The sequence below is a fragment of the Paraburkholderia ultramafica genome, assembly GCF_902859915.1.
Classification (GTDB): Bacteria; Pseudomonadota; Gammaproteobacteria; order Burkholderiales; family Burkholderiaceae; genus Paraburkholderia; species Paraburkholderia ultramafica.
This window is the reverse complement of sequence record NZ_CADIKK010000002.1, coordinates 40,787-55,028: the sequence shown is the minus strand read 5'-3', so window position 1 is coordinate 55,028 and position 14,242 is coordinate 40,787. Positions and strand designations below refer to the sequence as shown.

Sequence of the window (14,242 nt, the reverse complement as noted above, 5' to 3'; positions counted from 1 at the left end):
GTTCGGTTAGGCGTTGGCGTTTGCGGCGACAGGACGCGCGTGCATTGCGCCAAACCCCGCAATCCATTCGGGGATCGCCCGGTAGTAGTCAAGCGTCGCGCGATACGGCCCGCCTGCGTTCAGCGCGGCGAATGCCGCGACCCACGTGCGAATCTCGTGAGCGGATTTGCCGGCCGCGCGCGTGATCGCGGAGTCGGTCAGGCCGTCGAGCGCCTTCAGTTCGCCGTCTTCGAGCAGCTTCAGGAACGCCCGGTCCCACTCAGGATTGAGCGGATGCAAATGGCTGTCGCCCGCGGTGAAGGCACGCGCCGCCGCGACCGTGCGCGCCTGGCGCGCCGCCCGCGATTCGGCCGAAGGATTGCGGCCGGCGATCAGCCGCTCGGCGACTTCGTCACTGGCGCCGGCCAGTTCCGGCACCGGCGGCTCGTGCGAGATGCCGCCGGAGCCGATTACCAGCACACGCTTATCCATGCGCGCGAGTGCGCGGCCCAGCGCGTCGCCGAGCAGGCGCGCACGGCGGCACGAGGCCATCGGCGGCGCCACCGAGTTGATGAACACGGGCACGACCGGATAACGATCGAGGCTGCCCGTGAGAAGCTCCAGCGCTTGCGCGCAACCGTGATCGACCTGCATCCGGTATGACACCGCGACGTCGACGTCGCTCGCCAGCACGGCTTTGGCGAGTTCGAGCGCGGTATCGGCGGGCACGTCGAGCGGTCCGGCAAGGCTCTTGAAATCGCCGATCGCGCTGGCCGACGCGCCAATGCAGAACGGCGGCATCACGTCGTAGAAGAAACCGTTGTAGTGATCCGGCGCGAACACGACGACCAGTTCAGGGTCGAATTCGGCGACGCGCGCACGCGCCGCCGCGTGAATCCGCGCCACTTCGGCGACCACTTCCGGCGCGGGATCGTAATAGCCGGTAAGCGGCGAGTGCGACAGGCATTCGAGTAACATCGGCATATCAGGCTCCGGTTGCGACGGCCACAACGCTGTCGCGCGTCACGATCGTTTCGTTGACAGCAGCGACGTTGACGGTGGCGCTCTGCCACCCGGCCGCCTTGAGATTCAGCTTCGCTGCAAGCTCGCCGATATGCGACGAGACCTGCTGCGGCGTGCACATGCCCGCGACGAAACGATCGGGGCGCAGCAACACGACCGACTCCGGCACGCGCGAAAACCAGTCTTTCAGGCGGCCGTTCACGTCGCCGATCGCGATCACGTCGGCGGGCACGTCGTCATGGAAAGAGAGTTGCGTATCCGGCTTCGCGACCACGAAACAGCCGCCCAGCCGCTGCCAGATTTCGCGTGCCGCCGGCGTGAGGCCGAAGGTCGGATCGGCGCCCCAGCCGAGGATCGCAAAGCGGTTGCCGAGCACATCGTCGAGACGCACGACTTCGCCATTCACGGTACGCACGCGCGGCTGAACGAACATGCGGCCGACCGGCGAACGGCAATTCGGATCGAAGCCATACGCGAGGCGACCCAGCCGCGACTCGCGCTTCTCGCTCATCAGCCCGAGCAGACGTCCCGGCGCCGAATGGCCCGAGCCTTCCAGCACGCGCGCGAGCCAGCCATGCTTGCGCTCGCTGCGCGCGAGCAGCACCACGCCGGTTTCATAGCGCGGCATCGGCTTGAAACGCATTTCGACGAAGTAGCGCTTGACCGCGGGGAACAGGTTGAACGTGCGCACGAAAGCGTCGCGGAACTTGATGCCGAAGCGGCTCGTCGGCGCGAAGATGTCGCCGGCCACCTCCGACAGATGGATCATCGAGCGGGCATGCGCGCGGCGCTCCGCGGTGTACGTATCGAGCAGCGCGTCGCCGGCGAGACCCTTGACCACCATCGCGAGCTTCCAGCCGAGGTTGCTCGCGTCGCGAATGCCGCTGTTGTAACCCTGGCCTTGCCATACCGGCATGATGTGCGCGGCGTCGCCGGCGAGCAGCACGCGGTCCACGCGGAAGCTGCTGGCAAGCCGCGCATTGTGCGTATAGACGCGCTTGCGGATGTAGTCGACCTGCTCCGGGTCGGCCACGACCTTGCGGATCAGCGCGGCCATGTTCTCCGGCTTCGACAGTTCTTCTTCGGTTTCGCCCGGCATCACCATGAATTCGAAGCGGCGGATGCCGTGCGGCAACGCAGCCGACACATACGGCCGCTGCGGATCGCAATGCATGTACACATGCGGCGAGCCGATCGGATCGTTGCGCACGTCGACGACGATCCATTGATTCGGCTTGGTCCGCCCTTCGAACGGCACGTTGAGCACGCGCCGCACCAAGCTGTTGCCGCCGTCGGCGCCGACCATATACGACGCGCGAATCGTGCGGCGGCCGCCTTGCTGGTCTTCCGTCCCGATCGTGACGCCGCTCTGGTCCTGCGTGAATGCGCTGACGCTGCTGCCGAACAGCACCTCGACATGCGCAAAGCGCCGCAGACCTTCGTACAGTACGCGGTCGGCGAGCGGTTGAATGAACGCGTTACGGCGCGACCAGCCGAATTCGTCGGTACGCGGTTCGATCGACGCGAAGCAATGACCCGTGCGCGTGACGAAACGCATCCAGTGGTCGGGAGTGGTGTGGGGCAACAACGCGTCGGCGAGGCCGACTGACTGGAACACGCGCAGCGCTTCGTCGTCGAGACCGATTGCGCGCGGATAGTCGATAATCTGTTCGAGCTTCTCTACCAGCACGACGCGCACGCCCTGCAGACCGAGATAGTTGGCGATCATCAAACCGACCGGGCCGGCGCCGATAATCGCCACGTCCGTGGATACGGTCTCGCTATGACCTTGAGCGGCCACCGGATCAAGAGGTGGGGGCATGCTGTCTCCTTTCTCGCGCGGCGCAAACCGCCTTCGCTTCAGATAACGAACTGGATCGAAATGGTCAGGGAGCGCGGCGAGCGGGAACCGCTCGTGGCCGCAGCGAGAAACTCGCGGACGGACAACATGTTGCGTCTCCATGAATCGTTTGATTTGTTCGCAGTCTAGGACTGCTCCCCTGCTCGCTCAACAAATTGTGGAAATTGTGCATAGAATGCACATAGTTGATTTAAATAGGATTTTCCGGTGACCCAATACACCAATGTGAGAGGTCTGTCGCGCGGGCTGCAGGTGTTGCAGGCGCTCAACTCGATGGATAGCGGCCGCGCCACGAGCCAGCAGATCAGCGATCTGACGGGCCTGCATCGCACCACCGCGCGGCGGCTGCTGGAAACGCTGATGGAGGAAGGCTTTGTGCGACGCAGCGCGTCGGACGACAGTTTCCGCTTGACGCTCAAGGTGCGGGCATTGAGCGAAGGTTTTACGGACGACGAACGAATCGCGACGATCGCGCCACCGATCATGGGGCGGCTGCTCCAGCGGGTTGCATGGCCTTCGGATCTGACGACGCCGGACGGCGATGCGATGATCATCCGCGAGACGACCCACCGTTTCAGCACGTTGTCGTTTCACCGTTCGATGGTCGGGCGCCGGTTGCCGATTCTGCTCACCGCGGCCGGGCGCGTGTACTTCGCGATGTGTTCCGATGGTGAGCGCGCGGACATTCTCGACTTGCTGCGCTCAGGCGCGGGCGGCGAAGAACAGAAAGCGCTCGCGTCGAACGACGCGTTCATCCGCAGCCTCGTGCGGCGGGTGCGCACAGATGGCTTCGGCTCCAATCACGGCGACTGGTCCGCGCAAAGCAAGATCGGCGCGGTGGCTGTTGCGATCGTGTCCGAGCAGCGCGTGTTGGCGAGTCTGAACGTGGTGTTTCTTTCACGCGCGGTCACGCTCGCGGAAGCGAAACGGCGCTTCGTGCCCGAGCTTCAGACTGCTGCGCGCGAGATGATCGAGGGACTGGAAGCAGAGGCGTCCGCGGGGAGCACAGGCAAAGCGCGAGGGACGCGCTAGCCGCGCTCGAGGGTCGGGGTGGGTGAGCCGTGATGAGTGGCGGGTGGGTTGGCGCCCGAATTCGCACGCTCGATTTGCCGCACGGACATCTCCAGTCGATGCGCCAGTTCGCTCAAGCTGAGCGGCTGCCCAATGTGCTGCTCCATCAGCAGGATCGCTCGCCTCATCGACGAAAGCAATGCGTTGTCCTGCACCAGGTCGGCCGTGGTCTGCGCAAAGCGGTACGAAATCACGCCGGAAATAGAAACGAACGCCGCCAGCGGCAGCAGGAGCCACCATAGCAAGCGTCCGCGCAAGCTGCCTGTGAACACGATGCGTCGATCCTCTCTTCTGCAGGCTGGCGCGCATCGATCGGGCCGCGCGGCCGGCTTCCTCTCAAGGCTTCACGTCATTGACAAACTGATTGGTGAAGGTCCGCGACAAGTCGATGTGACGCCCCTGCACCGACGGATTGAAACCCGATAGCACATTGAGCACCGTCGGCGGTCCATCGGCGGGCATCTTGCCGTCGACCGTGTAAATCGGCAGCGACGCCTTCAGCGCGCTCACATAGAGCGCCTTGTCGTTGCCGATGTAGTCCTTCGGCATGTGTGCGGCGATTTCTTCGGCGCTGTGCGTATGCAGGTATTGCAGCGTCTTGACGAAGGCGCGCGCGAGTTTGGCGGCTTCCTGAGGATGCTTGTCGAGCCACGTGCTCTGCATATACAGGCTCGCGGCGGGATACGTGCCGCCGAGCGCGGCGCGCGTGCCGTCGACATTGCGCATGTCGACCAGCACCCTGGCGCCGCCGGTCTTCAGCAGTTGCGAGACGGTCGGCTCGGTCGTCATGCCGGCGTCGATGCGCCCTTGTTTGAGCGCCGCGATAAAGCTGTTGTCCGCACCGACGGGCAGCAGTGTGTATTGCGTGGACGGCACGCCCGCGCGTTGCGCGAGGTACTGCGTGAGAAAGCTCGTCGACGACCCGAGCCCGGTCACACCGAGCGTTCTACCCTTGACGTCAGCCATGCTTCTGATCGAATCGGCGGCCTTGGGCGCCACCATCACCACTTCGCCCGGCACGTGGCCGAACACCACGATCGCCTGCACTTCCTTGCCCTTTGCTTGCAGAGTGATCGTGTGGTCGTAGAAGCCCACCACGCCTTGCACCGCGCCCGCGAGCAATTCGGTTTCCGCGTCGACGCCCGCCGGTTGCGACTGCAGCTCGACGTCGAGCCCTTCCTCCTTGAAGTAGCCAAGCTGCTCGGCCAGGCGCGCCGGCAGATAGACGAACTTGGTGATGCCGCCCACCATGATGACGACTTTCTCGGGCGCGGCCGCCCGGACCGGCACCGCCGGTCGCGCGAACAGGCCGAGCGTGAGCACTGCCGCGACAACGGCATGGACGGCGCACGACAGGCGCGTCAAGGGACGGTTCATTGTGGGTGTCTCCGTTGTGCTCCGCATCCGCGGCGGGCGCCCGAGGGATCGCCTCCCCAAATTCCAGCGGCGTGAGTCCTTCTCCAAGCTTTCGCCGCTGCGTTTCTCGTTCTGATTGCGGGTTTGTCCCGAGTAATTTCTAGCGCGGCGGACCTAGGGCATCTGAGGCCGCTGCGCGCTGGCACGCGGAAACGACACGCCGATGTGCACGCCCTTGCCGCCCTCGCCCGCTTTGAGGCTGATCTCGCCGTGATGGGCGTCGGCAATCTCACGCACGATGGCGAGCCCCAGGCCGGTGCCCTCCGTATCCGTCGACGCCCGGAAGAACGGTTCGAACACCCGGCTGCGCGATTCGGCCGGAATGCCGGGGCCGTCGTCGAGCACGCTCACGGTGACGGTAGCGGCGTCGGCATTGACCGCCACCGTGACGTGGCCGCCGCTGTCGGTGTAGCGAATCGCGTTCTCCGCGAGATTGGCGATCAGCGCCTGCAGCATCCCGCGATGCCCGGCCACCGGCGCGGCGCCGTTCAGTTCGGCGCCCAGATCGATGTTGCGAGCCTGGGCGAGCAGCGCGAGGTCCTCCACGACTTCCATCGCCAACGGCACCAGGTCCACGGTTTCCACGGCGAGCTGCGTGTTGTCGGCGGCTTCGGCCTGCGCCAGCAACAGTAGCTTGTTGGTTAGCCCGACCATCGAACGATTGCTCCGATGCATCGCGGCAAGCGCTTCGTCGAGCGCGGGATTCAGGCCGTCCTGCTGCCGCGCGAACTGCAACTGCGTGCCGAGCAGCGTGAGCGGCGTGCGCAACTGGTGCGCGGCGTCGGCGATGAAACGCCGTTGCGCGGCCACCTGCACGCCGAGCCGCGCGATGCACTGATTGATCGCTTCGACGATCGGCCGCAATTCGGTGTGCAGATGTTCGACGCGAATCGGTTCGAGCTGCATCGGGTCGCGGTCGGCAACTTCCTCTTTCACTTTGATCAGCGGCCGCAATTCGAACGTCAGTCCGATGCACACCAGCGCGACCGCGAGCGCGATCATTTCGAGCTGCCGCACCAGTTGCGGCTGCCACAATTGCTGAGCCATGGCGTCGCGCGAACGCACCGTTTTGCCGACCGTGACCCGCACGCGGCGCGTCGCGCCACTGTCGTACATCAGCCGCACGAGGCCGACCGCGCGCACCGGCTGGCCTTGCAGCACGGTGTCGTAATGGTCCGGCGTGTCCGGCGCCTGCAGCGCACGCGGCGGGAAATCCGGCGTGCCCGCGAGCAGCCGTCCGTCGTCGACGCGCACGCTGTAGAACACCTGGTCGCGATACGGCGACACGAACACCTCGAGCGCGGCGGGCGGCACGTCGACGCGCAAAAAGCCGTCCATCCATTCAACTTCACCGGCGATCATCCGCGCCGACGAGATCAGCTGATTGTCCTGCACCAGATCCGCCGTACGCCGCGCGTTGTCGTATTCGGCCTTGCCGGTCACGAACACATATAACGCGAGCGGCACCAGCAGCCACCACAGCAGGCGCATCCGCAGGCTATTGGTCATCGTCTTTCTTGCGCAGCAGATAGCCGAGCCCGCGCAGCGTGACGATCGCCGCCGAGCTGCCGTCGAGTTTCTTGCGCAAACGCGAGATGTAGATTTCGACCGCGTCCTCGCTCGGCTCGTCCGCGAGCGTGAAGATCGCATCGACCAGCGCGGGCTTCGTCACCGTTTTGCCCAGGCGCAGGATCAGCGCTTCGAGCACCGAACGCTCGCGCGGCGTGACGTTCAGCGGTGCGCCCTTCAGCGTGAACTGGCGTGTGTCGATGTCGAACGCAAGATCACCGCACACCACCTCGCTCGCCTTCGACGGCGACTGGCGGCGGATCGCCACCTTGATCCGCGCGATCAGCTCGCGCACTTCGAATGGCTTGACCAGGTAGTCGTCCGCACCGGCGCCGAGCAGCTCGACCTTTTCGTCGATCGAGCCGCTCGCCGTCAGAATCAGCACCGGCGTTGCGTCGCCGCGCTGACGCAAGCGGCGCAGCACGTTCTTGCCCGACAGCTTCGGCAGATTCAGGTCGAGCAGGATCACGTCGTAGTGATTGGTGCGCAGCAGGCCGTCGGCCGCGTCGCCGTCCTGCACCGCGTCGAGCGCGAACGCCTCCCGCTCCAGCATTTTCGCGAGCCAGTGCGCCAGCGTGGGATTGTCTTCGATCAGCAGCAGCTTCATGGCGGGAACGGCAAAAGTCAGGCCGTCGATTGTGCCGTAAAACAAGGGGTTTGCGCGCTTCACGTGTGGTTTGCGGCATACGTTTGCGCGCCTGCGGCACGGCTGCGCTGGGGTTTCAACGAAGTTGCGGCGAGGTTGCGGGTTAACACCCATGATTTGCCCGCCTCCCCGAAAGCTGCCAGAAGGTTTCCGATTTTTATAATCGCCGTCATTCACCCAGAAAGCGCCGCACGCCATAGCCGCGGCGACCAAACCTAAGGAGACTGCTTCATGCGTACCTTGCGCCAGATTGTCGCTGTGTCAGGTGTTGCGTTCACTCTTGCTGCCGCTTCAGCCGCCGCTCACGCCGAAAAGCTCACCATCATGGTAGGCGGCGCCACCAAGATCATCTATCTGCCGGCCAAGCTCACCGAACAGCTCGGCTACTTCAAGGACGAAGGCCTCGACGTCGAGATCCTCTCGCAACCGGCGGGCGTCGACGCGGAAAACGAGCTGCTCGCGGGCGCGGTGCAAGGCGTGGTGGGCTTCTACGACCACACGATCGATCTGCAGAGCAAGGGCAAGGAAGTGCAGGCGCTGGTGATCTTCGGCCAGGTGCCGGGTGAAGTGGAAATGGTCTCCACCAAAGCGGCCGACACGTTCAAAGGCATGGCCGATTCGAAGGGCAAGACCCTCGGCGTGACCGGGCTCGGCTCGTCGACGAGCTTCCTCACGCAATACCTCGCGCAACGCGCGGGCGTGCCGTCGACGCAATACACGCTGCTGCCGGTGGGCGCGGACAACAGCTTTATCGCGGCCATCAAGCAGAACCGTATCGACGCGGGCATGACGACCGAGCCGACCGTCTCGCAACTGCTGAAGACCGGCGACGCCAAGGTACTGGTCGACATGCGCACGCTGGAAGGCACGCGCGCCGCGCTCGGCGGCACGTATCCGGCTTCGAGCTTCTACGTGCAGCGCGCATGGGCCGAGTCGCACAAGGACGATGCCGCGAAGCTCTCGCACGCTTTCGCCAGAACGCTGAACTTCATATCGGCGCATAGCGCGGAAGAGATCGCCGCGAAGATGCCGAAGGACTACTACGGCAACAACAAGGACCTGTACGTCGGCGCGCTGAAGGCGTCGCTGCCGATGTTCACGAAGGACGGCAAGATGCCCGTCGACGGCCCGGATACCGTGCTGAAAGTACTGTCGGCGTTCAATCCTTCGGTGAAGGGCAAGCACATCGATCTCGCCAAGACCTACACCAACGACTACGTGTCGGCGCCGGTCAAGACCGCGGCGAAGTAACGTCATCTTCAACATCACGAGAACAGCGAGGCACCAGCCGATGAATCAACCTATGTCACGCGATACGCCAGCGATCGAGATGCGCAACGTGTCGTGCCGTTTCATTTCTCCGGACGGCAAGGCGACGATCGCGTTGCGCGACTTCAGCATGTCGGTGGCGCGCGGCGAATTCGTCGCGGTAGTCGGCCCGACGGGTTGCGGCAAATCCACCACCCTCAGCATGATCACCGGCTTGTTGAAGCCCACCACTGGCGAAGTGCGCGTGATGGGTGCGCCGGTGGATGGCATCGACCCACGCATCGGCTTCGTGTTCCAGGCCGATGCCGTGTTCCCGTGGCGCTCGGTGCTCGACAACGTGGCCGCCGGCCCGCTGTATCGCGGCCGGTCGAAATCGGCCGCGTACGACGAAGCCAACGAATGGCTGCGCCGCGTGGGCCTCGACAAGTTCGGCAAGCACTATCCGCATCAACTGTCCGGCGGCATGCGCAAGCGCGTCGCGCTCGCGCAGACCTTCATCAACAAGCCGGAAATTCTGCTGATGGACGAGCCCTTCTCGGCGCTCGACATGCAAACGCGCACGTTGATGCAGGACGAACTGCTGCAATTGTGGGGCGGCGCCGGCTCGGTGGTGTTCGTCACGCACGATCTCGAAGAAGCGATTGCGCTCGCCGACCGCGTGTTCGTGCTGACCGCGCGCCCCGCAACGCTGAAGAAGGTGTACGAAATCGATCTGCCGCGTCCGCGCGTCACGTCGGAGGTTCGCTACGACCCGCGTTTCATCGAAATCTCGCGCGACATCTGGCACGACCTGCGCGAAGAAGTGCAGATCGGTTAATCAAGGAACGGCAAACATGTCTACTACCTCTCAACAGATGATGCCGTCGGGCATCGACACCGCGTCGCTCGCCCATGTCGAACGCGTCGCGCAAAAACGCATCCGGCAACGTCATGCGCTGGTGATCACGCTGCGCATTCTCGTGCTGGTGGTCGTACTCGGCGGATGGGAATTGTCCGCGCGCCTGAAGTGGATCGATCCGTTCTTCTTCTCCATGCCGACCGCGATTTTCGATCAGATTGTCGACTGGTTCGTGAACGGCACCTCGCAAGGTCCGCTGCTCACGCAGGTGTGGGTCACGCTCGAAGAAACCGGACTCGGCTTCATTATCGGTTCCGTGGCCGGCATCTTCTGCGGCATCGTGCTCGGCCGCAACAAGTTGTTGTCTGATGTATTCAGCCTCTACATCAAGATCGCCAACTCGATCCCGCGCGTGGTGCTCGGCTCGGTGTTCGTGATTGCGCTGGGTCTCGGGATGGCGTCGAAGGTGGCGCTGGCGGTCGTGATGGTGTTCTTCGTCGTGTTCGCCAACGCTTTCCAGGGTGTGCGTGAAGCCGATCGCTACATGATCGCGAATGCGCAGATTCTCGGCGCGTCGCGCCGTCAGGTGACGACTTCAGTGGTGATTCCATCGGCACTGAGCTGGATTCTCGCCAGCCTGCATGTGAGCTTCGGATTCGCGCTGGTCGGTGCGGTGGTCGGCGAGTTTCTCGGCTCGAAGCAAGGTATCGGCCTGTTGATCTCCACCGCGCAAGGCGCCTTCAATGCGAGCGGCGTGTTCGCGGCGATGATTGTGTTGGCTGTGGTCGCACTAGCTGCCGACTATCTGTTGACCGCAATCGAACAGCGCCTGTTGAAGTGGCGGCCGGCAGCGGTTTAAGCGAGCCGTGGCGGGCCGTGTAGTACACGGCGACAGAGTTCAATGCCGTTCAGTCAATGACTGAACGGCATTTTTTTATGCAGCGTGAAAGAGGTAAGTAAGGCAACATCGAGACGCCACCTGCATCTTTCCAATTTCCGCCATACACCCATTCAGGATGGCTGATTAATACTTTAATTTGACTGCCACCTCGCCGTCTCCCTCACATGGCGCAGACAAACCGGCTCCCTGTACGTCTCCGGACAGCGAAGCCTCAGCACGCACCTTTCCTTGCTATCCGAATCCGTTCGATGCCGCATCTCTCTGGTGCGCTGCCCGGCATTCGACAAGGAAGCCGGTGATCGTCCGCGCCCCGTGTCACGCCAGGTCGCCCGGCCGTTTTGCCGACCAGCCTGACGGGACTTTCGTAATGAGGTGTCGCGCGCGCGGCGCCGAAGGTTTGAAGGAGATGGACATGAAGAAGGCCTTGATCATCGCAGGCGGACTCGTTTGCGCGTTCGCCTGGCAAGCGCACGCCCAGGACGCCAGTGCGCCGACTACCGCGCAGGCTCAGCCGACAGCAGCCGACGCGGTCGGCGGCCAGCCCTCGACCATGTCGATGTCGGGAGGCCCCGCGCATGCGCAGGGATTGACGCGGGCTGAAGTCTATCAGCAGCTCGAGCAATCGCAGAAGAACGGCGAAGCAGCGCGCTTACAGGAACTGTTCAAAGGCGGCAACTGACAGGTCACGCCGCGATGGCCGGATGCGTCGGCTATCCGCGGCGTCGCATGAATAACGCCGCACTTGCTTCGTTCTCCCAGTACGAAGCGAATGCGGCGTCTACTCGAAGCCGATTTTCCTGATCGCGCTTTTGCCGTCTCCGCCGTGGGGCTTTCCTCCACGCTGTGTCTGTTGCCGGAAAACTTCTGGCCAGCATCCGTTGGCCCGCGCGCAACACTTCTTCCGCACTTGCCCTGCCCGTAAAAGCCTGCACGCCCGTCGCATAAGGGCCGGCGCGCAATGGCACGGTCGATGCGTGTCAAGCTGCCACCCCAGTCGTGCAGTTGCCAACGTCGATTGAAACGAGGTGTGTCATGTCGAGTGCGCAGAGTCAAAACCGGCCCATGAATTGGCGAAGCCGGCCGTTCCGTCAGGGCAACGCCGCGAGTCGCCGCAGGCGTCGCCATTGCGCGGGGTTCGTGCCGCTCGGGTTGCGCACCGCGTGGTTCATCGGCCGTTGTCCCAAGGAACTGTGGCCGTATGTTTTTCCGTGGCTCGTCGTGCTGCTCGCCATCGGCTTCTTCTGCCTCGTACTGCATGGCGTGCTCACGCGGCAATTGCTGGTGCCGCCGGTCGAAACGCCGCAGTCGCTAACGGAGCGCGGCTACACGTCGAATTTCCTCGCCGAGCGGATCATGTCCTCGATGCGGGTGATCGGTCAGGATGCCGATTCCATTCCCCACGACACGTTGACCGACAACGACGCGCAACCGGACATTCAGATTCCCGGTCAGGAGATGTCTTACGCGTCGACGGTCCGCTTCATCAAGGGCGTCCTCAAGCGCACGGACGTGGTCGTGCATGTCGGCATCACCAAAGTGAACGACAGCGTGGATTCGTATGTTGCTCATGTGCAGATAGAAGGCGGTCCGTTCAACTCGCGCGAGAGCACGGTGCCGTTCGAGGGACGCGATCTGGATAAGTTCGTGCATGAGATCGCGGTCAAGGCCATGCGTCTCGCCGAGCCGAACATTCTCGCCAGTCATCTCTATACGCAGGTCCAGAAGACCAAATGTTCGCTGGCGCACTGCGATTACAACGAGATCGTCGCGATCTATGACGAAGTGCTGGCACTGCCCGCGTCCGAGCAAGGCGAATGGGCGCTCGCCGGCAAAGCGTGGCTGCTCGCCAATCAGGGGCTATCGAAAGAGGCGGAACAGCAAACCCGTGAAGCGCTGACCGTGTACAAGCATTCGGCGGTGCTGCGCGCAAGTCTTGGGATTGCCCTCGAACAGCAGCATCGCATCGACGACGCACTCGACGCATTGCGCGCCGGAGCGAGCGAGAAATCGAAGTCGGCTGAGAATCTGCGTCTGCTCGGCGACGTGCTGCTGCATGCAAATCGTTATCCCGAAGCACTCGACGCCTTCAAACAGGCTGACAGAATGAAACCGGACTCCGTCGACAATCTGCACGACTGGGGCGAGGCGCTCGTCAGCGTCGGCAGATACGACGAGGCGATCGAAAAGCTCTCCCGTGCTGTCGCGTTGCGCCCCGATCTGGCGCCGTCGTACGCGGAATGGGGCCGCGCACTCGATCGCAAAGGCGATCTGCGTGACGCCTCGCGCAAATACGCGCAAGCGTTGCAGCTCGACGAGGGCACATTGTCCGCCCGCGAAAGTCATCTGGCGCGGCTCGCCGACGCGGTTCAGGACGACGGCGGCCCCGATACGCCGAAGCCCGACGCGCCGAAGCCCGGTGCGCGAGTCAAACCCGTTTCGAATCCGCCCGCAGCACTTCCGTTTCAAGCCTCACTTGAAGCACCACGCGAAGCCGGATCGACCGCGATGCCGAAGGCTTAACCGTGCAAGCATCCGGTGTTCAAGTCGTACATACAGCCGCAGAGGAGATAGTCGATGGACAGCTTCGAAGACGCATTCAAGGCTCTGATCGGAAACGAAGGCGGTTACTGCTTCAATCCGGCCGATCCGGGTGGCGAAACGATGTGGGGCGTGACGGCGCGCGTCGCGCGCAGTCAGGGCTACAACGGCGGCCTGGTCGTGCTGTGGATGCAGAAGGCGTCCGGTGCGAAAGAAGATGGCAAGTTCGGCCCGGACACCCTGGACGCAGTCAAAAGCGCGGACTCGATGAAGTTCGTCATGCGCTTCGTCGCCTATCGGCTGCGGTATCTGCGCAACCTGCATACGTGGACACACTTCAGCCGCGGATGGACCGAAAGAATGGCCGCAAATCTTCTTCTTGGAGCAGCATAATGGACTGGTCAAAAGTTGCGGCAAACATCGGCAGCACCGCCCCGCTTCTCGCCGGGCTCGTAGGCAGTCCGGTCGGGCTGGGCGTGATAGCCGCCGCGGCGATCATCTCGCATGCGCTCGGCACGCCGAGCGACCCGGCCTTTGTCGAGCCCGCGTTGAACGACCCCGGCGCGCTAGAGAAAATCAGGCAGGCGGAAAGCGCGAACTCGCTGCAGCTGCAGCAACTGATGGTCACCGCCGCCCAGGTGAGACTCGCGCACGAATACGAAATGGCGCGCATCGAAACCGACGACCGGGCCAACGCGGGCACGATGGGGACCGTCAACCGCGACTGGGTGCCCAAAGTACTCGCGATGGCCGTCACCACGGGCTTCTTCGGCATTCTGCTGCTCATGGCGTTGCAGCCTTTGCCGGGGACCAACAAGGATCTCGTCAACGTGATCGTCGGCGCGCTGGGCACGGCGTGGATCAGCATCATCGGCTACTACTTCGGCACATCGGTTGGATCGATGCGAAAAACCGAACTGCTCGCCAAGCCAAGCGCGCCGATTACGCCGGATGGCGCGGTCACGCTGCGGGAACCGGCAACGCCACCGACAGCGCGTACGCAACCCGCGGCGCCCTCGTTGCCGCACGAAGTACTTCAGCCGTTCGCGCCGGGCGGACAGGGTCCGATATTCTCCGGCAACTGACGGGCCGTTCGTCACTCACACAATGCACGCGACGCAATAACGGCTC

The 14,242-nt window shown here is 63.6% G+C and carries 13 protein-coding genes and 2 pseudogenes; 8 read left to right on the top strand and 7 right to left on the bottom strand.

The features are described from left to right. Positions 1-6 precede the first annotated feature (6 nt). The gene (locus HV744_RS02270; protein ID WP_175147944.1) at positions 7-963 is read right to left on the bottom strand and encodes a 3-carboxyethylcatechol 2,3-dioxygenase; all 957 of its coding nucleotides are present in this window, start codon (positions 961-963) and stop codon (positions 7-9) included. Position 964: 1 nt separating this feature from the next. Beyond that, entirely contained in the window at positions 965-2,824 is a 1,860-nt protein-coding gene (locus HV744_RS02265; protein WP_175147943.1) for a bifunctional 3-(3-hydroxy-phenyl)propionate/3-hydroxycinnamic acid hydroxylase, read from the bottom strand. A gap of 246 nt (positions 2,825-3,070) precedes the next feature. On the opposite strand from HV744_RS02265, the gene HV744_RS02260 reads away from it, so the two are divergent. Next, positions 3,071-3,895, top strand: a complete 825-nt coding sequence (locus HV744_RS02260) for a DNA-binding transcriptional regulator (protein WP_175147942.1) — start codon at positions 3,071-3,073, stop codon at positions 3,893-3,895. Between the two features lie 38 nt (positions 3,896-3,933). Here HV744_RS02260 and HV744_RS02255 read toward each other — a convergent pair. The 5 genes and pseudogenes from HV744_RS02255 to HV744_RS02235 all read right to left on the bottom strand — a co-directional run. After that, positions 3,934-4,062: pseudogene (locus HV744_RS02255) on the bottom strand (GlxA family transcriptional regulator); the annotation flags it as partial. Next, positions 4,057-4,206 (bottom strand): annotated as a pseudogene (locus HV744_RS02250) (sensor histidine kinase); the annotation flags it as partial. The pseudogenes HV744_RS02255 and HV744_RS02250, both read right to left, overlap by 6 nt. A gap of 64 nt (positions 4,207-4,270) precedes the next feature. Continuing rightward, positions 4,271-5,311 (bottom strand): ABC transporter substrate-binding protein, encoded by a 1,041-nt coding sequence (locus tag HV744_RS02245; RefSeq protein ID WP_175147941.1) that lies wholly within the window; start codon positions 5,309-5,311, stop codon positions 4,271-4,273. 153 nt (positions 5,312-5,464) lie between these two features. After that, positions 5,465-6,859, bottom strand: coding sequence for a sensor histidine kinase (locus tag HV744_RS02240; protein ID WP_175147940.1), 1,395 nt, complete (start codon positions 6,857-6,859; stop codon positions 5,465-5,467). Beyond that, complete coding sequence (locus HV744_RS02235; protein WP_175148195.1) at positions 6,849-7,526, bottom strand: response regulator; 678 nt, start codon at positions 7,524-7,526, stop codon at positions 6,849-6,851. The genes HV744_RS02240 and HV744_RS02235 overlap by 11 nt, the downstream gene beginning before the upstream one ends. A 270-nt stretch (positions 7,527-7,796) precedes the next feature. On the opposite strand from HV744_RS02235, the gene HV744_RS02230 reads away from it, so the two are divergent. From HV744_RS02230 to HV744_RS02200, 7 genes are all read left to right on the top strand, one after another. Next, on the top strand, positions 7,797-8,816 hold the full coding sequence (locus HV744_RS02230; protein ID WP_175147939.1) for an ABC transporter substrate-binding protein: 1,020 nt from the start codon (positions 7,797-7,799) through the stop codon (positions 8,814-8,816). A gap of 40 nt (positions 8,817-8,856) precedes the next feature. Further along, a complete protein-coding gene (locus HV744_RS02225) occupies positions 8,857-9,651 on the top strand; it encodes an ABC transporter ATP-binding protein (RefSeq protein WP_007178237.1) in 795 nt (264 codons plus the stop codon). A 16-nt stretch (positions 9,652-9,667) separates the two neighbouring features. Beyond that, a complete protein-coding gene (locus tag HV744_RS02220) occupies positions 9,668-10,531 on the top strand; it encodes an ABC transporter permease (protein ID WP_175147938.1) in 864 nt (287 codons plus the stop codon). A gap of 454 nt (positions 10,532-10,985) precedes the next feature. After that, the gene (locus tag HV744_RS02215; protein WP_175147937.1) at positions 10,986-11,252 is read left to right on the top strand and encodes a hypothetical protein; all 267 of its coding nucleotides are present in this window, start codon (positions 10,986-10,988) and stop codon (positions 11,250-11,252) included. 353 nt (positions 11,253-11,605) lie between these two features. Continuing rightward, entirely contained in the window at positions 11,606-13,093 is a 1,488-nt protein-coding gene (locus tag HV744_RS02210; protein WP_175147936.1) for a tetratricopeptide repeat protein, read from the top strand. Positions 13,094-13,147: 54 nt separating this feature from the next. After that, a complete protein-coding gene (locus HV744_RS02205; protein ID WP_175147935.1) occupies positions 13,148-13,504 on the top strand; it encodes a glycosyl hydrolase 108 family protein in 357 nt (118 codons plus the stop codon). Next, positions 13,504-14,196, top strand: coding sequence for a hypothetical protein (locus HV744_RS02200; protein ID WP_175147934.1), 693 nt, complete (start codon positions 13,504-13,506; stop codon positions 14,194-14,196). The genes HV744_RS02205 and HV744_RS02200 overlap by 1 nt, the downstream gene beginning before the upstream one ends. The last annotated feature ends 46 nt before the right edge of the window (positions 14,197-14,242 follow it).